The organism is Candidatus Cyanaurora vandensis (assembly GCF_013285555.1).
Taxonomy (GTDB): Bacteria; Cyanobacteriota; Cyanobacteriia; order Gloeobacterales; family Anthocerotibacteraceae; genus Cyanaurora; species Cyanaurora vandensis.
The window spans coordinates 1-19,756 of record NZ_JAAXLT010000055.1; the positions used below are offsets into that span (position 1 = coordinate 1).

The following is a 19,756-nucleotide window of genomic DNA, read 5'->3' on the forward strand; positions in this document are numbered from 1 at the left end:
ATCCGCGCTATGCGTGGCTGTGGGTATCTGGTTTCGTACAGCCAGATACAGGGGAGACCTTTTGGTACCTGACCCCGACGTTGAATATTGCTTGGTTTATAAGGTTTCCTGTTGGATGATTCGTGTATGGGCAGGAATTTGCTTTTCGTCGAGTAGCCAGCATGTGAACTTTACAAGCTCTGATCAAACGGAAACCTTATTACCACTCTCTTTACCCACTGCCTGATGATGCTCAGGAGCGATGACTTGGCTGTAGGCTGACCAGAAATCAGTGTAGCTAATGGCAGTTTGACGATATACCTGCGACAGCTTACGCCATAACCCTTTCGCGCCTTGCACGTCGCGTCCACTGACATGCACCGCGATAACTTCTTTGGTCTCTACGTCGAGGGCAAGCCACACCCACTATCGGTTACGCTTACTGCCAACAAAAGACCATATGTGTGATTCACACACTTATAGGTTTTGGGATCAAAACGGCTCTCTATTGACCGCAGCGGTTCAATGCCCCATTAAAGCTCCGTGCCCTCCGCCCAAAGGATGAAGACGTTACCCGCTTGCTTTGGAAGATTGGTAGGGGGTTACGGCCCAATTACAAGCTGTCCAACAAAGGGGAATGTCATGGCTACCACGCAAACTGCTGACCTCGATATGACGATTGCCGCGCTACAACAGGGCCTCACCTCGGTTCCCGTGGACCAAGCTATTGCGCTGATTGAAAGCTGGCAGCAACAACTCCAGGGTATGGATATCGCTGAAGACCTCGGGCAACTCAAAGCAGCCCTCATGGGCAGTGGCGATGCCGGGATGTCCGTCAGTGCCATCTTGACTGACTTGGGCGAAGACACTACCGAAACCGCTGCGGGCGCACCCAGCGATGTCGCCGCTAAACTCCGCCAACTCGGGGAATTACTCTCTCAATCCGGTCAATCCTTGATGTAATTTAACGGGGTGGGCGGGTTTCCCAGAAACCCCCTGCCCCTAAACTTCCTTGGCCTGCTGACGGTTCAAAGCGGGTTGGGAAGCTTCTTTCAGGGTTTGATAGAGCTTGTTGAGCGCACCAATATAAGCGTGGGCTGAGGCAACAATGATGTCGGTATTGGCACTGTGTCCGCTGTAGGTCTGCTGATTATGACGCAGCCGGATTGTGACCTCACCCATCGCGTCAATCCCGGCGGTCACGGACTGCACCGAGAACTCAATCAACTCGTTGGGCACCGCCACCAGTCGGTTAATCGCCTTATAGACTGCATCCACCGGACCCGTGCCCACCGCCGCATCTAGGAGTTCCACCCCGTCCGGGCCGCGCAATTGAACCGTAGCCGTGGGTAGGCCATCGCCGCAACTTACCTGGACGCGCTCTAGCACAAATGCCTGGGGAGCCACCCGCAATTCATCGTTGACCATGGCCTCAATATCCCAGTCGCTGATCGTTTTCTTCTTATCAGCTACATCTTTGAAGCGTAAAAAAGCCCGGTTCAAATCATCGTCGCTGAGTTGGTAGCCCAGTTCCTCCAGCCGACTCCTGAAAGCATTGCGCCCGGAGTGTTTGCCCAAGACCAGGGTATTTTCGAGTAACCCAATACTCTGGGCATCCATGATCTCGTAGGTATTTTTGTTTTTGAGTAAACCATCTTGGTGAATACCCGACTCGTGAGCGAAAGCGTTAGCCCCGACGATGGCCTTGTTGGGTTGGACAAGCATCCCCGTCAGGTTGGAGACCAAGCGCGAAGTGCGGTAAATCTCCTGGGTTTTAATCTGAGTGAGGGGAGTTTCAGACCCCGGCTCCCGTCCAAAGTAAGGATTGAAATAGTTGCGGCGCACCTGTAAAGCCATCACGACCTCTTCTAGAGAAGTATTCCCCGCCCGTTCGCCAATCCCGTTAATCGTACATTCAACTTGACGTGCGCCCTGCTTAACCGCTTCTAGAGAGTTCGCCACCGCCAAACCCAGGTCGTTGTGACAATGGACCGAGAGGACCGCTTGGGCAATGTTGGCGACGTTAGCGCGAATTCCGGCAATCAGTTGACCGAATTCCACCGGGGTCGTGTAGCCCACGGTATCGGGGATATTAATTGTGGTCGCACCGTTGGCAATCGCCCGTTCAATCACGGTGTATAAAAACTCCGGGTCCGACCGCCCTGCATCCATCGGCGAGAACTCCACATCCTCACAGAGCTCCCGGCTGTAGGCCACCATCTCCCCAGCGATTACCAAGACCTCAGCGCGGGACTTGCGTAACTGATGTTCCAGGTGAATATCGGAAGTAGATAAAAAAGTATGAATCCGCCGCCGGGGAGCCGCTGAAATCGCCTCGGCGCACCGCTTGATATCGCCCTTGAGCGCACGGGCTAACCCACAAATCACCGGACCCTGGACCTCTTGGGCAATCCGCTGGACCGCTTCAAAATCTCCCGTACTGGCATAGGGAAAACCCGCTTCAATAATGTCCACCCCGAGTCGCGCCAGTTGCTTCGCTACCTCTAGCTTCTCAGGCGTGTTAAGGGTCGCCCCCGGACACTGTTCGCCATCGCGCAGGGTGGTATCGAAGATTAAAACGGGCCGCGAGTCGGGAATGCTCATGAATAGGTCCTGAATTTGTCGTAATTTTAACAGAATTTTCCAATTCTCCGGTGTGGCAAACACTTGACATAGTCTTGCAATAAGGCCTAGGATAGCTCTTGAAAAAGACTAGCAACAAGTGGAGCCTTCGCGTGTTGAACCGTAAGAACTTCTTGGTCGCCCTCCTCCTCGCCGCGACCTTTGCCCCCAACGCCCCAGCCCAAGAGCCCGGACCCTTGACGGTCCTTTTCCCCACCCGCTCTGATGCTAAGGACCTCAATCAAAAGGCCGGTGCAGTCGCTGCGGTGCTTGCTAAAAGTGTCGGTATACCCATCAATGCCGTGGTGACCGATGAGACCGCCGCTGTGGAAGCTCTCCGCGCTAACCGGGCCGATGTGGCTTTTTTAAGTGGACGGGCCGCCCTCAAAGCTGAGCAGTTGTCAGGAGCCCGTGTTTATCTAGCCGAGATCCGGCCCAACTATTCCGGCGGCTACACCTACCGCTCGGTCATCGTCGTCCCTCAAGACAGCCCGCTCCAACCCCAAAAAACCGCCAAGGCCACCTTGGAACAACTCCAGGGCAAAAAAATGGCCTTTGCATCGCGCACCTCCACCTCGGGCTACTTCTTCCCCATGGGCGAGTTGCTGAAAGTGGGGCTTGCCACCAGCCCTGACCGCCTGGATGAATTTTTCGGACGCGGGAATATCATTTATGGAGATGGTTATAGCAGTGCCCTCCAAGCCGTCCTGCGCGGACAGGCTGATGCCGGAGCCGTCTCGGAATACGCCCTCTTCCCGCCCTACATCAAGCCCGAAGAAGCCAAACAATTACGAGTCCTCCACGCCATACCAGGGGTGCCGGCCCACGGGGTTGTCATTGACGACGATGTACCCGCCGCCCTCCGCGATAAATTAATCCAGGCCATGCTCGAACTAAACAAAGGCGAAAATAACACCCTGTTCCGGTCGCTCTACAACTCCACCGAACTTGTCAAGGTTGACCATGACCGCCATCTCCAGCCCATCCGCGAGGTCCTCCGCAGTGCCAAAATCGAACCCTAGTCCGGCGATTGAATGCCGGGGCGTAGTGGTCCGGTTGGGCGGTCGTGCTGTCCTCGAGGGCCTCGACCTGACCATTCACCAAGGCGAATCCGTGGTTCTGTTGGGTCTTAATGGGGCGGGTAAGTCTACGTTATTACGGGCGATGGCGGGTCTTGTGCCCTTGGCAGCGGGAACAATCCAGGTCCTCGGTCAACCGATCTTGAGCCATCCGTCTTCTCCCATCGCTATGCTTGCCCAGGGCGGCGGGCTGATTCCCCAACTGAGCGCGTTAGAGAATGTCCTCTGTGGGCGGTTGGGGCAACTGGGTACCCTGTCTACCCTCTGGGGCTTCCCCTTAGCTGAGCGCAAGCGTGCCCGTGAACTCTTGCTGAGTCTAGGGCTGGGCGAGTGTTTGCAGACTCCGGTGCGGCAGTTGAGCGGCGGTCAGCAACAACGGGTTGCCATCGCCCGTGCCCTGATTGCCTCCGCCCAGATCTTACTTGCCGACGAACCCGTAACCGGGCTGGATGTCCTGGCAACGCGCCAAGTCATGCAGACGCTGGACCAACTGGCGGCGGCCGGGTTAACGCTCGTCAGTGTCCTCCATGATTTAGAGCTTGCCCAAGCCCACGCGGGGCGGGCAGTCCTGCTGGAGGCGGGTAAGATCACCTACGATGGACCCTGCCATAATCTGGGACAGTACTTTACCCCGGTCACTCGTGAAGTTTCCGCTGCCTGATTGGGTCCGACCTGTTGGAATTTGGAGCGGGGTAGTCCTGCTCTATGTCTGGGCCTCCTGGGGCCTCAACCTCGACTTGGACTTAATCAGCGCAAGCTGGCCCTACATGGTGGATTTTGTCAGCCGCCTTTTCCCCCCGGATTTGACGGTCCTGGATATCGCTTGGCGGGCACTTATTGAGACCATTCAGATGTCCTTATGGGGAACTACCCTCGGCGCGGTACTGTCCTTACCCGTAGCTCTAGCCTCCGCCCGTAACCTCGCGCCCACTTGGTTAGTCCTTCCGGCAAACCTGCTCCAAAATGCCATCCGCTCTGTGCCTTCGATCGTGCTAGGACTTTTTTTCGTAGCGGCAACAGGCTTGGGAGCACCGGCGGGGACCTTAGCCCTAGGAATTTATAGTATTGGCTATCTTGCCAAGTTTTATCAAGAAGCTTTTGAATCTGTGGATGCCCGGTCGCTGGAGTCCTTACGCGTGACTGGGGCCTCTTGGCTCCAGGTCGCCCAATATGGCGTCTTACCCCAGGTCCTCTCGTTAGTCTCAGGCTACACCCTCTATATGTTCGAGTACAACATCCGGGCCGCTTCGGTGCTGGGTATAGTCGGAGCCGGGGGAATTGGCTTTGAGTTAGTCAACTATATCCGCAGCTTTGAATATCCCAAAGCCACCACGATGATGCTAGTCCTGCTCGTTGTGGTTACGGTAATTGATGGGATCAGTAGTCGTCTTCGTCGTCAATTGGAAAAGTGAATACCCCACGCCCATACCCTGTCGGGCACAGGCGTGGTGGGCTAGGGGCTTGGGGTCGGGGGGCTACTTGGCGACAGCGATCTTGTTATAGATCGTCAGGGCTTGGGCCACCACTTGGTCCATGTTGTAGTACTTGTAGGTGGCAAGCCGACCGACGAATTGGACGTTGGGGGTCTCCTCGACGAGATTTTGATAGCGTTTGTAGAGTTCGGCGTTCTCCGTGCGGGGGATGGGGTAGTAGGGGTCGCCCTCGGCTTGGGGGATCTCGTAGACGATGCTCGTTTTGGGGTGCTGTTGTCCGGTCAGGTACTTGAACTCGGTAATGCGGGTATAGAGGTAATCGTTGGGGTAATTGACCACCGGCGCGGTCTGGAACACGGGCTGGTCCAGGGTCTCGTGCTTGAACTCCAAGGAGCGGTAGGGCAATTTCCCGTAACAGTAATCAAAGTATTCATCCACCGGGCCGGTGTAGACCATGTGCTTGAAGGGGATGAATTGTTGTACCGCCCGGTAATCGGTGTTGAGCATGACGGAGATGTTGGGATGGCTCAGCATATTCTCAAACATCCGGGTGTAGCCGTAGAGTGGCATCGCTTGGTAACTATCGGTGAAATAGCGGTCATCCCGGTTAGTGCGGGTGGGGACGCGGGCCGTTACCGAGGCATGTAGCTCCGAGGGGTCCAGCCCCCACTGTTTGCGGGTGTAGTTGCGGAAGAACTTCTCGTAGAGTTCGCGGCCTACTTTATTGACTACCACATCCTCGGAGGTCTTGAGCGGCGAACGCGGTTCCGCCACCGACCGGAAGAACTCCTCCACCTGGAAGGTACTCAGGTTCAACCCGTATAGCTGGTTAATCGTGTCCAGGTTAATCGGGATGGGTAGGAGTTGACCGTCCACACTGGCCCGGACCCGGTGCTGGTAGGGCCGCCAGGAGGTGAAATTGGACAGGTACTCAAAGACTTCCTTGGCGTTGGTGTGGAAGATATGGGGACCGTAGCGGTGAATCAAGACCCCAGCATCGTTGTAATGGTCGTAGGCGTTTCCGGCGATATGGGCGCGGCGGTCCACCAAGAGGACCCGTTTGTTACTATCTCTTGCCAACCGTTCTGCCAAGACACTCCCAGCAAACCCCGCCCCGACAATCAGGTAATCAAACCCATTTTCGCGGACGGTGAAACTGGGGAGCGGGACCGTCGTCCCTGTGGTATCAAGGGCCGAATCAATGAGTTGTTTCATCCGCGTCCAGGTGTGGTCCCAGGAAGTGCGCTGGAGTAAGTTATCCACCTGGGGTAGCCAATCGCTGTCCATCCCGGCGAGACACTGCGTCACTTGGGCCACGAACTCCGGCACGTCCTGGGCAATCTGGACCAAGCCTTTCTCACCGTAGGGCCGGACCACATCGTTAATCGGGGTGGAGACCACGGGTTTCCCGGCGGCTAGATACTCCGGGGTTTTAGTCGGGCTGATGAAGCGGGTGGACTCGTTAAGGGCGAAGGGCATTAAGGCCACATCCCAACCCGCGAGGTACTGGGGGAGTTCGCTGTAGGACTTACTGCCTAGGTAGTGGATGTTGGGCTGGGTGGGCAGGTGGGCGGGGTTGATTTTGACAATGGGACCGACCAAGACCAAGTGCCAGTCAGGACGGGCCAGAGCCAAACCTTGAATGAGCTCCAGGTCCATCCGTTCATCAATCACCCCGTAGAAACCCAAGCGCGGGTGGGGAATGACGGCTTGGTCAGCGGGTTCAGCTTGGGCCTGACGCGCCGGGGTGAAGTGGGCTAAATCCACACTGCTCGGGAAACTATAGACATTGGGATGCTGACCGCGCTTGGCCTCATAGAGACTCTGCCCCCCTGTGAAAACCAAGTCCGCCCGCTCAAAAAGTTCTGCCTCTCGTTCTTTCAGGCGCGTCGGAGCATTTTTAAAAGCCGATAACTCGTCCATACAGTCATAAATGGTCAAAAGCGGCGTGAGATGACGGGTGAAGCCCATGGCCATCGGGGTGTAGTACCAGCAGATATACTGTTCAACCGCAAAGTCCGCGAAGAGTTGCGCGAGTAAGGTTTGTTGGGTTTCCTCTCCCGTCCCATCCGGTAACAGGGGCACCACCACCCACACGCCCGGTTCCGTCTGAGTGACATCTAACCCGACCGTCTCTGCCGTGCGGGGTTCTTCGATAAAGAAAACCCGGCGGTCCTGGGCACCCCGGCTCAAGAGATGCTGGGGCCTTTGGTAGACAAAGTTCCAGCGCAAATGTGAGAAACAGACTAAATCAGGCGCGGCAACCCCGGGGGTCGGTTCTTTCACTAGCCGCGAATAGCCATTTTCCGTGTTGTGCATGGGTCCCTCTAGTGTTAGTGAGTGGGAGTTCGTAAGCGTAGGAGCCACTCCCGAGGCTGAGTAATAGCGGTCATACAGATCTCCACAGCCCCGGCATCTTGATAGATTAGAGCCAGGTCGGGGCATCCTGGAAGCGATTCCCCGTCAATTAGAGCTGTGGAGAGAGGGCTTAAGAAGCCCTGTCGAATTACACTCCATTAGATACGTCTTCGCTACTGGGTGAATCAGCCTATGGAAACAGTTTCACGCCCATTCCAGAGCTTCTTTATGGGAGGCTTTGAATGTTCCACCCACCGCACCGCCCGTGGCGTCCGTCTGGACCTTGTCCACAGTACCCAGCATGACCGCTTTGTGATTCAGGATTACCGTCGTCTCTTGGCGCAAGGCATTAATACCGTCCGCGAGGGCCTGCGTTGGCACTTGATTGAGACTGCGCCGGGTTGCTATGACTTCAGTTCGGTGCGGCCTATGGTCCAGGCGGCTCAGGAGCTCGGCATTCAGATAATCTGGGACCTCTGCCACTATGGTTGGCCCGATGACCTCGATATCTTCAAACCCGCCTTTGTGGACCGCTTCTACCGTTTCAGTCTGGCCTTTGCAGAACTCCTGGCCCAGAGGGGTGACACTGCGCCCTTGGTCTGTCCGGTCAATGAGATTTCTTTTTTCGCTTGGGCGGGTGGGGACCAAGGTTTCATCAGTCCCCATGCCCGGGGCCGGGGCCACGAACTAAAGCTCCAACTAGTCCGGGCTGCCATTGCTGGGATAGAAGCGGTCTGGACAGTCAACCCCCGTACCCGGATTGTCCAGATTGACCCGGTGATCAACATCATTGCTGACCCCGCCCGTCCCCAGGACCGGGCGGAGGTCGAGGCCTATCGGCAGGCCCAGTACCAGGGCTGGGATATGTTGACGGGCCGGATGTGTCCCGAGTTGGGCGGCAAGGAGAAGTATCTTGATCTCCTCGGGGTCAACTACTATGACCGCAATCAGTGGGTCCACAACCAGGACCCCCTCTTCCGTAAGGACCCGCTCTACCGGCCCTTCCGCGAGATTCTCCAAGAAGTCTACGCCCGTTATGGACGGACGATGTTTGTGGCGGAGACCGGGACGGAGGATGCCGCACGGCCCGACTGGTTCGCCTATGTCTGTGATGAAGTGCAAGCTGCCATCGCCCAGGGCGTGCCGTTGGTAGGAATTTGTCTGTACCCCATCGTCAACCATCCGGGCTGGGATGATGACCGCCACTGCCATAACGGTCTCTGGGACTACCCCGGCCCCCAAGGCGACCGGCCCATCTACGCCCCCCTCGCGGCGGAACTCCAACGGCAACGGGGGTTATTCGTCTGAAAAGGCTCGCGTAGGCATGGGGAATCAAGACAGAAGATCCCCCCTAACCCCCTTAAAAAGGGGGATAAAGAGTCTGCTCAAGTCATCCTGGGCAAGGAGGCTCTGAAAGTCCCCCTTTTTAGAGGGACTTTAGGGAGATCGCTTTAGGGCTTTATGGACGCGCTCTGGTCAATTCGTCTGGCAGTGCAGGTAGACAGCGGTACTCGGTACGGAGTCGGTGGCTGAACGCTAACGGCAACAGCAAGTTTCAACGGTTGGGTAGGCTGAATGCTAGATTCAGGAACGGGATCGGGGCGATGGCGATGGCGGGATTACAGATTGAGGGATTATGCGCGGGCTATGGGCCGGTCCCAGTCCTGCATGAGGTGAGCTTGGCAGTCCAGCCGGGGGAGATTGTGACAGTGATTGGTCCCAATGGTGCGGGTAAGTCCACTACATTGCGGACTATCTCCGGCTTGCTCAAGGCCGAGCAGGGGCGGATTACTTTCAATCAAGAGGATATCCAGGGCGTAGGGGCCGATGTTTTGGTGGGCCGGGGGATTGTACAAGTTCCCGAGGGCCGCCGAATTTTTTCTAAGCTGACTGTCTTAGAAAATCTCGAAATGGGAGCTTACTCACGTCGAGATGCGATTGGCGCGGATTTGGCGCGGGTCTTTATTCTTTTTCCAATTCTCAAACAGCGCCAGGACCAAAAAGCCGGTACCCTCTCTGGTGGCGAACAGCAAATGCTCGCCATGGGCCGTGCCCTCCTTGCCAAACCCAAGCTCCTCCTGCTTGACGAACCCAGCATGGGCCTCGCGCCCCTCATCGTGCAGGACATCTTCCGCATCATCAAACAGATCCAAGAGACGGGCGTGATGATCCTCTTGGTCGAACAAAATGCACGCCAAGCCCTCAAACTGGCGGACCGGGGCTATGTATTGGAGGACGGTCACATCTTGATGGCGGGGGAGGCCAAGGAACTCCTCAACTCCGCCGCTGTCCGCAAAAGTTATCTCGGCGAGTCGCTGTAGCCCACAGTCTAGGAAAAAGGGGCCGCAGCGTAAAGCCCTTGGCAGGTAAGGCTGGGACTAAGGCGAGCTTGCCGCGTAGCTCCCTTTCCTCGCGTCCTTCTTCCCTAGCTTCCTGGTAGTAGCGCGTTTCTTTCATCGTCAACTGCTCAATCCCTACTATCTCGCGCAACTCCTCCCGGCTGAGCCGGGGAAACTTGTACACCAGCACCGTCTCTACCAATATTTATAGGCGGTCTAAAGGGCACCTCGATTAATGCACAAGATAAACTGAAATCAAATACTTAGAGCTATGGCTCTTATCGCAGCCATAGGTTATGAAAAAAGTCCTGTCCTTGCTGGCTCATTTCCCCCGTTTTTTCCAGTTTTAGTTACACTGCTCCGGCGCTTCGTCAATAAATGTACCGCGTCAGGTTGTAACTTAAATTCACTTTTGCTGCCCTACGGACTTTCCCGCTGCCTCTGAGCAATTTTCCGCCCAGCTCATTGACCCACGGGCCCAAGACAGGCTCCACAAGGGTGGGCGACGGCTAGTTTTCTTGGGATAGAAAGTACCAGAGCCGAAAGAGTCCTTCTGCTGTAGCTAGAGGTATTTTACTACGCCCAACTCAGGTAGGGCATGGGATTGATTTTAGCTATCGCGGTTGTGAACTAGGGATTTTTGAGAGCTTGAACAGTCCGAGCCACGGCCTCCGCCCCACTGAGTTGCATTTCCTCCGTCTCGGTACCCTTCACCCCCAGCCAGTTGAGCACGCCCTCGGGGTCAATCGTTATCTCGACGTAGGCATCATCTTCAGCTTCTGGGTCAGTGGTAGCCCAAGCCAGCCGGAGACCGCCCCCATGCCGGGGTTCCACCAGACCTTGATAGACCGGAGCGATCCCCGCCAAGGCTTCATCCTGTAGGAATTCAGCAGCAGCAGCAAGGGCCAAGGGCGAGATGACCCGCGCCCCATAACCATCCCAGTCGGGTCCGTACTCAGCAAATTCCTTTAATTGCTCTAGCAAACCAACCTCCTGTTATTTTGTGGCCTGAGTCCTGGTCTTGAGGCCGGCAGTCCAAGCTTGGAGCCGTGCTTCGAGGACATCAAGGGGTAAGGCCCCGGCTCCCAAGACTTCATCGTGAAAAGCACGGATATCGAACTTATCTCCGAGTTCCTGACGCGCTTGGGTGCGGAGGCGTTGGATGGTTAGCTGACCGAGTTTATAGGCCAAGGCTTGGGCAGGCCAAGCGATATAGCGGTCGGTCTCAGACTGGATTTGAGCCTCGCCCTCACTGGAGTGGTCGCGCATATATTGGACCACTTGCTCGCGGGTCCACTTTTTGTCATGGATGCCCGTGTCCACCACCAACCGAATCGCCCGCCAGACCTCATCTTCGAGCCGTCCATAATCACTGTAGGGGTTCTGGTAAAAACCGATCTCCTTCCCGAGAGCCTCGGAATATAAGGCCCAGCCCTCGATATAGGCCGTGTAGTCCGCTTGCTGACGAAAGGGCGGTAGACCCGGTAACTCCTGGGCAATCGAAATCTGCATATGGTGCCCCGGTACCCCCTCGTGATAGGCCGTGGACTCGTTAGTAATCGTTAGTTGGTTTGTGTAGTCGTAGGTATTGACGAACACATGACCGGGGCGTGAACCATCCGGGGTGCCCTGGCTGTACTGTGCCCCGGAAGCCTGTTTCTCCCGGAAAGGCTCCACCGGGAAGATCGCTAGCTTCGCCTTGGGGAGCCGCCCAAACAGTTGCGGCAACTTCGCCCACATCTGGTCGGTGAAGCGGCGGTATTCATCAAGGATCTGCTGGCGGGACTTGGGATGGAGGTCGGGGTTTTGTTTGAGGGCAAGGCTGAAGCTCTTGAGGTCGCTGTAGCCTAGTTTTTTGGCGATGACGAGTTTTTCCGTCTCAATCCGGGCGACTTCTTTAAGGCCGAGTTCATGGATCGCCGCTGGGGGCATCTGGGTAGTGGTTAGCTCCAAGATGGCGTAGGCGTAACGTTCGTTGCCCTGGGGTAAGGCATAGGTCCCAATCTCGGTCCGGCCTCGGGGCGCGTACTCTTGGCGGACAAACTCGGTGAACTGGCGGTAGGTGGGGAGGACTTGCTCTTGGATTGCGGTCAGGATTGCGGTGCGGAGGCGTTGTTGGTCGGCGGGGCTGAATTCCTTGGGGAACTTGGTCAGCGGTTGGGCAAAGGGGGACGCGTCGGGCTGTTGTTGGGCGATGTTTGCTGCTTGTTCAGCGACTTGGACTAAGAGAATTTGGGGGGGCATCAAGCCGTCCTTCATCCCTTGGCGCATCTGAATCATTGTTTCATTAAAGAGGCGAGGAACCTGCTTGAGGCGAGCGTGGTAGTCCTCATAGTCCTTGACGGTGGTGAAAGAGAGCGTCGTCACGAGTTGAGGTAGGTCAATGTGGACCCCGATGAACTGGTTGACGGGCATTTCCCATTCTTTAAACTTCACGCCCGCCAACTTCTGCCGGAGATTACGGACCATTAAACTGTGGTTAAGCCGGTCCTGCGCCGGGAAACCCGTGGGGTCAAGGGCTTCAAACTGGGTCAAAAATACCCGGTCTTGCTGGATATCGCGCTCAATCATGGCCTGAGAAAAATCACTTAGTTGGTCGTTATACCGCTTGTCACCAAGGATGGAAGCAAACTCAGGACTGGTACGAAGGGTGTGTTCCCACTGCTCAGCTAGCAGACTATTTAATTTTTGGACGCGCTCCTGGACCGCAGGACTAACGGTCGTCGTTTCAGGAAGTGCCCGACTAGGCTGGACCCAAGTTAAAGAAGTAGATAACGCAAGCACTACCGCAAGACCTAAACGTTTCATCCCCGCCTCTTGAGTTGCTGACCCAGGTTCGATGGTAACAACTAGCCGTCCACAAAAGACCCGGTACGAATTTTGAAATAAGACGGGGTATAACTACAACGTCCTTTTAAGGTGAGACCGTATGTTAGCGCGGGTGTATAGTGTGGCTCTGGTGGGGATTGACGCTTTGCGCGTCGGGGTAGAAGTGGATTTGGCGGCGGGCTTGCCCCAGACGGTGATTGTCGGACTCCCGGATACAGCGGTCCAGGAATCCCGCGAACGGGTCCGCGCCGCTCTCCGCAACAGTGGTTTTATTCATCCCCAGCGCAAGGTCGTAGTGAACCTCGCCCCAGCCGATATCCGTAAAGAGGGACCCAGTTTTGACCTTGCGATTGCGCTGGGAGTCCTGGTTGCCAGTGGACAGGTCGCCAGTCAAGACCTCGAAACCTTCTGTTGGCTTGGGGAGTTGTCGCTGGATGGCTACTTGAAACCTGTGCGGGGCTGTCTAGCGATGGCGGATGGAGTGCGGGCGATGGGACTCAAGGGGGTGATTGTACCCCAGGCGAACCGGGCTGAAGCCGCCGCCATTGAGGGGATTGCGGTCTATAGCTTGGACCATCTCAATCAGGTTCCTGAATTTTTGGCGGACCCGGGGCGATTTCTGTATCAGGGCACGCCCACGCCCTTGACCGGACCTAGTTTAGGGCTGGACCTGTCGGAAGTGAAGGGTCAAAGTGTGGGTAAACGCGCTTTGGAGATTGCAGCAGCGGGGGGGCACAATCTCCTACTCGTCGGTCCACCAGGCACTGGGAAGACAATGCTTGCCCGCCGGATGCCTGGAATCTTACCCCCCCTGACTAGAGAGGAAGCTCTACAAGTGACCAAGGTCTACTCGGTGGCGGGGTTACTGAAACAGCAGGGACTCCTGTCCGAGCGGCCTTTTCGCGCCCCGCATCACTCGGCCTCAGCCGCTGCCATGGTCGGCGGGGGTAGTTTCCCGCGTCCCGGTGAGGTGTCCTTGGCCCATCAAGGCATTTTATTTCTAGACGAGGCGGCGGAGTTCCGCCGGGAGGTGCTGGAATGTCTGCGCCAACCCCTAGAGGACGGTGAAGTACTGATTTCCAGAACCCGCCAACAGGTAACCTTCCCGGCGCAAGTGGCGGTGGTGATGAGTGCCAACCCCTGCCCCTGCGGTCCCAAGCCCCGCCCCGGCTCCTCCCAACCCGTCTGTGTCTGCTCGCCTCTCCAACGTCAACGCTACTGGAACCGGCTCTCTGGACCAATCCTGGACCGCATCGACCTCCAGGTACAAGTGGAAAATCTCAAACCCGAAGAACTGATTAGCCTCCGGCCCGCCGAATCCTCTCAAGCCGTCCGGGTCCGCGTCGTCCAAGCCCGGTTGCGGCAACAGGAACGGTTCCAGGGGCTGGGGTTGACCTGTAATGCTCAGATGCAAACTAAGCACCTGCGCGAGTTCTGTCTATTGGACGAAGCAGGGCGGGGACTCTTACAAATGGCAATTCAACGGCTGGGGATGACCGCCCGTTCCTATGACCGCATCCTCAAAATGGCCCGTACCATTGCTGACCTCAGCGGGTCGCCAACAATTCAGGTGTCCCAGGTGGCGGAAGCCATCCAGTACCGTTCCTTAGACCGGGAGGGGAAGTTGTTGGCGGGCTAGGGTGATGTTTGGTAGTTAATGATACTTATTGTGCAAGCTTTACCGTTAGTAACTTGACAAAAGACGGGAGGTTTCATAACCTCCTCTTATCTCGTTGTTGACGGTGGGTCAATCCTTCACAACTCAAGGCAAGCTGGTTCTGATTGGGCCGCGCTTTGATTTGCCATGATGCCCGACTGTTGATAGCTACTGCCCTTTCGAGTGAGTAATGTTTCATGCGTTCTTTGTTAAAACTCCAGCTCTTTAAATCGTTACTCTACGCTCCGGCGGTCTTGGGCTTACTATTAGGATTCACGCCCGCTGCTGCCGCCCAAACGGTCCAAGGTCCGGCTAGCCCACTCCAGACCATCGTAGACACCAGCCGCCCCCCCATGACGGTCATGCTCCAACTCAGTGACCGCCCCGCTGCTCTAGTCTGGGCAGAACTCCACAATCGTCCGCGCCCGGAGGCCGTCGCCAGCACCCGCGCCCAACGTGCCCGGATTGAAGCCGCCCAACGTGCCCTCCTACCTACTTTGAACCGACTCGGTGCCACGGTCCTTTATCGCATCCAGAATGCCTATAACGGGATTGCCGTCCGGGTCACGCCGGAGATACTTGACCAACTCCGTGAACTGCCCGGGGTCACCGTCCGGGACCTACCCGCCGAGGAGCCCAACAACGCCAGCGGAATTCCCCTGATTGGGGCGCCGATTGCTTGGTCCGCTGGTTTAGGCAACCGGGGTGAGGGCATCAAAATTGGGATTATTGATACGGGCATTGATTATATGCACACCAACTTCGGAGGGCCGGGGTTGACGGGTTATCCGACTAATAACACCACCGTGGCAGAGGATACGCCCGGTATCTTCCCTGGCAAGGTGGCGGGGGGCTACGACTTCGCGGGGGATGCCTACAACGCGAGCGGCCTAGGGACCACCACCCCAGTGCCCGATGCAGACCCGATGGACTGTAACGGGCACGGCTCCCACGTCGCGGGGACAGCGGCGGGTTACGGGGTGAACAGCGACGGTACGACCTACGGCGGGGTCTACAACACCAGCACGCCCTTCAGTACTTTGACTGTCGGGCCGGGGGTCGCGCCCTTGGCAAGCCTCTATGCGATCCGGGTCTTCGGGTGTGTGGGAAGTACGACCCTCACCCCCCAGGGCATCAACTGGGCGATTGACCCCAACGGCGACGGGGATTTCTCTGACCGCTTGGATGTCATCAATATGTCCCTGGGTTCCAGCTACGGCGACCCCGAGAATCCTTCAGCAGTCGCCAGTGACAACGCGGCGGCAGCGGGGATCATTGTCGTGGCCTCGGCGGGGAATAGCGGCGACCTTTACTATGTTTCCGGCTCTCCTGGTAGTTCGGGCCAGACGATTACCGTGGCGAGTTCGGTTGATGCGACGACTTGGTTTGCGGGGTTCCAGGTGAATGCGGGACCGCTCGGACTCTACAAGGCGACGGAGGCTGCCTTCGGTCCCCAGATGGCGGGCAATCTCGCGCTGACGCCTCCGGTGAACCCCGTGTCGGTAACGGCAGACCTCCTGTACCCCACTACCAATCAAGACGGTTGTGCGACCTACACCCCTGGAACTTTCACGGGCAAGATTGCGGTGATTGACCGGGGGACCTGTACTTTTAAGTTCAAGGCTAAGAGTGCTCAGGATGCCGGTGCAGTCGGGGTTTTGCTGGTCAACAACAGTGCGGGCGACCCGATTGTGGCAGGGGATGATACCACCATTACTACGCCCATCACCATCCCCGTTATGATGGTTGGCTTGAGCGACGGTCCCACTCTCAAGGGCACGGGCATCAACGGTACCCTGACGGCAGCCTACCGGGGTCTCCTCACGACGGTCAATGCCAGTTTGACCGATACGCTTTCTTCCTTCAGTTCACGGGGGCCGCGTCTGGGCGGTTCTGCCCTCAAGCCGGATCTAACGGCAGTGGGGGATACGGTTTTCTCCACGGCTAACGGGACCGGGACGGTGGGAACAACCTTGAGTGGGACTTCGATGGCGGCTCCCCATGTCGCCGGGAGCGCGGCCCTATTGCGCCAACTCCTACCCACTTGGACCGTAGAAGAAATCAAAGCCCTCTTGATGAACACCGCCACCACCAGTGTCCTCCTCCCCGCCGCTGGGACGACAACGCCCTTGGTGAGTGTGGGTGCAGGCCGGGTCGGGACGGGCCGGATTAATGTCCAGAACGCCATTGCCACCCCGGTGATTGCCTACAACGCCGATGAACCGGGCCTGGTCAGTGTTTCTTTCGGTGCGCCCGAGGTCCTGAGCGACTTGACGCTGAGTAAGACGGTCAAGGTCGTCAATAAAGGGAATACCCCTGTCACCTACACCCTGGGCTACCTCACGGGCAGCGATGTCCCTGGGGTTAGTTTCAGTTACCCGCCCACAGTAGAAATCCCCACCAATAGCACGATTACCTTCCCGGTCACGCTAACGGCGACGGCGGCTCTGATGAAGCACACGCGGGATATCACCGTCAGTGCGACCCAGGGGATTCCCCCTTTCAATGCCCGTCATTGGTTGAGTGAGGAGAACGGGGTTTTGACCTTGACGCCTACTAGTGGAATTGGCTTGCGCCTATCACTCTATGCGGCACCGCGTCCGGTCGCCGACATGGGCACGGTCCAGACCTTCATTCCCTTCACCGCACCGACTGGGACCGTGATGATTAACAGTAGCGGGACCCCCGTGGACACCGGGACCACCTACCCCACGGATATCGTCTCCCTGGTCAAACCCCTGGAACTCCAGTACACCAGCTTTGACGAGCCAACGAGCACCGGACTCGGCAACAGTGCGGACCTCAAGGCGGTCGGCGTCAACAGCGACTACAGTACTCGCGGCGGCTCCGTTGCTAACACGGTCCTGAGTTTTGGGATCGCCACCCACAGTCCCTGGAGCAACCCGATCCAAGTGGCCTTCAACATCCTGATTGACAACAACCGCGACGGGGTGGATGACTATTTAGTGAACAACCTGAACTTGGGCGGGACCGATATACCCGTCTCCACTTACCGCACCCCCCCCACGAATACTTCGGCGTTCGTTGCCTACCTCATTAATGGTCTCCCGGCTTCTGCTTTCGATACGGGGATTTTTAATAATGCGGCGATGGTTCTACCCGTACGGGCGGGGACGGTGGGTCTCACGGACACTAATTCTCGGTTCAACTACAAGATCCAGGCGTTCCAGCGCGGCGTTTTGATTGAGGAGACCCCGACGTTGACCTATGACGCAGCCCGTCCCGGTCTAGATACCTCCGGCGGTACCCAGGAACCCTTCCTGTACTTTGACCGCCCGATTACATCGGTCCCGGTGGTCTACGACCAAGCCAACTATGCGGCGAACCAGTCAAAGGGTTTGTTGATGTTGCATCTGCACAACAGGACTCCTTTTGCTGGACCGGGCTTCTTTTATGGTCCTTTGCCCGCCCCCCAAGCACAGATCCTCCCCATCGGCATCCAACCCCAGGCCATCCGCGCCAAGGTCTGGCAACTGGTCGGGTCGGCGGATTTCAATGCGGACGGGAAGACGGACTTGCTCTGGCGTAACTACACCACCGGGGCGAGTGAAGTCTGGTTCATGGATGGCTACACCTTCCAGAGCAGCACCCCCCTGCCCCCGGTCAGTGACCTGACTTGGCAGCTCGTCGGCGCGGCGGACTTGACCAACGACGGGCAACCGGACCTGGTTTGGCGCAATTTCGTCACGGGCGAGAACGCGATTTGGCAGCTAGACGGGACCAATTTCGTTACCAGTTTCCTATTGGGCGCGATTACCGACCTCAACTGGCAATTGGCAGGTACGGGCGACCTCACCAACGATGGCAAAACCGACCTGATCTGGCGGAATTACCAGACCGGGGATGTCGGGGTCTGGCAGATGGACGGCTACACCTACGTCAACGCCTTCGCCATCAGCACCCTCAACGATCCCAACTGGGTCCTCGCCGGGAGTGGCGACCTGACCGGAGACGGCAAACCCGACCTACTGTGGCGCAACTACGTCACGGGCGAGAACGGAGTCTGGCAGATGGACGGCTACACCTACGTCAACGCCTTCGCCATCGGCACAGTCGCGGATCTGGACTGGCAACTGGTGGGCGCGGGTGAACTGACGGGCGACGGTGCGACGGACCTCCTCTGGCGGAACCGGACCACTGGGGAGAATGGCGTTTGGCAGATGAATGGTTATACCTTCGTCAACAGCTTCCCCATCGGTAGCTACCCCGCCAACTAAGTCCCAGCCAGCCGATCCCTCTGCCTCACGGGTGGAGGGATTTTTGGCGTTCATAATCCTGTAGAGTCTCAAGAAATTTGGGTAGCGGGTATACGTGACTAGTTTGCATCAATCCGTTAATTGGTGATCCGTTGACGTGGGCGCGGCGTATTCCCATTGGTTCTCGAATCAATTGTGGAGACTGACAATGCAACTCAACAAGCTCAGCGCACTTCTTCTGGGACTGGTCATCACCAGTGCCGCGACCGCCCAAGTCCAAGCTGCCGAAGCTGAATTAATTGGCCTAAACAACAACAACACTCTAGTCCGCTTCCTCTCCTCCTCCCCCCAGAGCATGGTCAAAGTCACGGTCACGGGCCTCAGCGGGACCTTGATTGGGATTGACTACCGCCCAGCGGATGGTCAACTCTACGGGATTACCGACAGCAGCAAACTCTACACCATCAATGTCCGCCGGGGAACCGCTACCTTCGTTGCTAACCTCACCGTCCCCTTTAGCGGTGGTGCCACTGCTGGGACAGACTTCAACCCCGTCGCTGACCGACTGCGCGTCGTGGGCAGCAACGAACAGAACTACCGGATCGCCGTCGCCACCACTACCACCGTGACAGCGGGCGCGACGACCGTAGACCTGCCCTTGGTCTACGCTCCCGCCAATATTCCCGCCGAGGCGAATGCCGGTAAAGATCCGAGCGTGACCGCCGCCGGCTACACCAACTCCATCGCTGGGGCCACCACCACCAAGCTGTACAACATTGACGGTGGCCTCGACATCCTCGTCCTCCAGAACCCGCCCAACGACGGAGCCTTGACGACCGTAGGTGCCTTAGGCGTAGACTTCGGCACCACCGGAGGCTTTGATATCTTTCTTGATGAGGAGGGGATCAACAGTGCCTTCGCCGTCTCCGGTTCGACCCTCTACGCCATTGACCTCGCCACTGGCAAAGCTAACCTCAAAGGGACCGTGGGCCGTGACGCCGATAACCTCGACCTCATCGGTCTAGCTGTCCGTAAAGCAGTGAATCCCTAGACCTTGACACTCCCCACGGCTAAAGCCAGGGGATAGCTGGGTGGTAGCGCCCAGCTCTTGGTTCCACGAGTCAGCTTGCAACATCGGATTGCCCTCTGTCGTAGGGGCTATGCTCTCTCCAAGCGTTGACGTTTCCCAGTGCCCCTGGGTACTTTTTAATCCTGCTGCCAAGATATTCAAGGCTGCATTGTG

At 57.2% G+C, this 19,756-nt stretch carries 14 protein-coding genes; 9 read left to right on the plus strand and 5 right to left on the minus strand.

The annotated features are described in order from the left end of the window. The first annotated feature begins 621 nt into the window (after positions 1-621). A complete protein-coding gene (locus HFM78_RS03665; RefSeq protein WP_287128066.1) occupies positions 622-942 on the plus strand; it encodes a hypothetical protein in 321 nt (106 codons plus the stop codon). Positions 943-981: 39 nt separating this feature from the next. On the opposite strand, the gene HFM78_RS03670 is transcribed toward HFM78_RS03665, so the two are convergent. Further along, positions 982-2,583, minus strand: a complete 1,602-nt coding sequence (locus HFM78_RS03670; protein WP_287128067.1) for a 2-isopropylmalate synthase — start codon at positions 2,581-2,583, stop codon at positions 982-984. 131 nt (positions 2,584-2,714) lie between these two features. Between HFM78_RS03670 and HFM78_RS03675 the strand changes: the two genes are divergently transcribed. Genes HFM78_RS03675 through phnE form a run of 3 tightly spaced genes read left to right on the plus strand, consistent with a single transcriptional unit; the run spans position 2,715 to position 5,092 of the window. After that, on the plus strand, positions 2,715-3,623 hold the full coding sequence (locus HFM78_RS03675) for a phosphate/phosphite/phosphonate ABC transporter substrate-binding protein (protein ID WP_287128068.1): 909 nt from the start codon (positions 2,715-2,717) through the stop codon (positions 3,621-3,623). Beyond that, positions 3,604-4,341, plus strand: coding sequence for a phosphonate ABC transporter ATP-binding protein (locus HFM78_RS03680; protein WP_287128069.1), 738 nt, complete (start codon positions 3,604-3,606; stop codon positions 4,339-4,341). Before HFM78_RS03675 ends, HFM78_RS03680 begins: the two co-directional genes overlap by 20 nt. Beyond that, positions 4,322-5,092 (plus strand): phosphonate ABC transporter, permease protein PhnE, encoded by a 771-nt coding sequence (phnE, locus tag HFM78_RS03685; protein WP_287128070.1) that lies wholly within the window; start codon positions 4,322-4,324, stop codon positions 5,090-5,092. Before HFM78_RS03680 ends, phnE begins: the two co-directional genes overlap by 20 nt. Before the next feature lie 63 nt (positions 5,093-5,155). Here the strand turns inward: phnE and glf are convergent, their stop codons facing one another. Beyond that, a complete protein-coding gene (glf, locus tag HFM78_RS03690) occupies positions 5,156-7,432 on the minus strand; it encodes a UDP-galactopyranose mutase (protein WP_287128071.1) in 2,277 nt (758 codons plus the stop codon). Positions 7,433-7,663: 231 nt separating this feature from the next. Here glf and HFM78_RS03695 point away from each other — a divergent pair, with 231 nt between their 5' ends. After that, positions 7,664-8,779 carry a hypothetical protein gene (locus HFM78_RS03695; protein ID WP_287128072.1) on the plus strand — a complete coding sequence of 372 codons (1,116 nt, stop codon included), beginning with the start codon at positions 7,664-7,666 and terminating at the stop codon, positions 8,777-8,779. Between the two features lie 302 nt (positions 8,780-9,081). After that, positions 9,082-9,792: an ABC transporter ATP-binding protein gene (locus tag HFM78_RS03700; RefSeq protein WP_287128073.1), complete on the plus strand. Its 711-nt coding sequence runs from the start codon at positions 9,082-9,084 to the stop codon at positions 9,790-9,792. Here the strand turns inward: HFM78_RS03700 and HFM78_RS03705 are convergent. The 3 genes from HFM78_RS03705 to HFM78_RS03715 all read right to left on the minus strand — a co-directional run bounded on the left by HFM78_RS03705 (position 9,746) and on the right by HFM78_RS03715 (position 12,618). Next, positions 9,746-10,000 carry a hypothetical protein gene (locus HFM78_RS03705; protein ID WP_287128074.1) on the minus strand — a complete coding sequence of 85 codons (255 nt, stop codon included), beginning with the start codon at positions 9,998-10,000 and terminating at the stop codon, positions 9,746-9,748. The genes HFM78_RS03700 and HFM78_RS03705 overlap by 47 nt on opposite strands. A gap of 440 nt (positions 10,001-10,440) precedes the next feature. Continuing rightward, entirely contained in the window at positions 10,441-10,794 is a 354-nt protein-coding gene (locus HFM78_RS03710) for a hypothetical protein (protein ID WP_287128075.1), read from the minus strand. Between the two features lie 12 nt (positions 10,795-10,806). Continuing rightward, on the minus strand, positions 10,807-12,618 hold the full coding sequence (locus HFM78_RS03715) for a DUF885 family protein (RefSeq protein ID WP_287128076.1): 1,812 nt from the start codon (positions 12,616-12,618) through the stop codon (positions 10,807-10,809). A 121-nt stretch (positions 12,619-12,739) separates the two neighbouring features. Here HFM78_RS03715 and HFM78_RS03720 point away from each other — a divergent pair, with 121 nt between their 5' ends. The 3 genes from HFM78_RS03720 to HFM78_RS03730 all read left to right on the plus strand — a co-directional run bounded on the left by HFM78_RS03720 (position 12,740) and on the right by HFM78_RS03730 (position 19,564). Beyond that, positions 12,740-14,278, plus strand: coding sequence for a YifB family Mg chelatase-like AAA ATPase (locus tag HFM78_RS03720; RefSeq protein WP_287128077.1), 1,539 nt, complete (start codon positions 12,740-12,742; stop codon positions 14,276-14,278). A gap of 215 nt (positions 14,279-14,493) precedes the next feature. After that, positions 14,494-18,534, plus strand: a complete 4,041-nt coding sequence (locus HFM78_RS03725; protein WP_287128078.1) for a S8 family serine peptidase — start codon at positions 14,494-14,496, stop codon at positions 18,532-18,534. 187 nt (positions 18,535-18,721) lie between these two features. Then, positions 18,722-19,564 (plus strand): DUF4394 domain-containing protein, encoded by an 843-nt coding sequence (locus tag HFM78_RS03730; RefSeq protein WP_287128079.1) that lies wholly within the window; start codon positions 18,722-18,724, stop codon positions 19,562-19,564. The last annotated feature ends 192 nt before the right edge of the window (positions 19,565-19,756 follow it).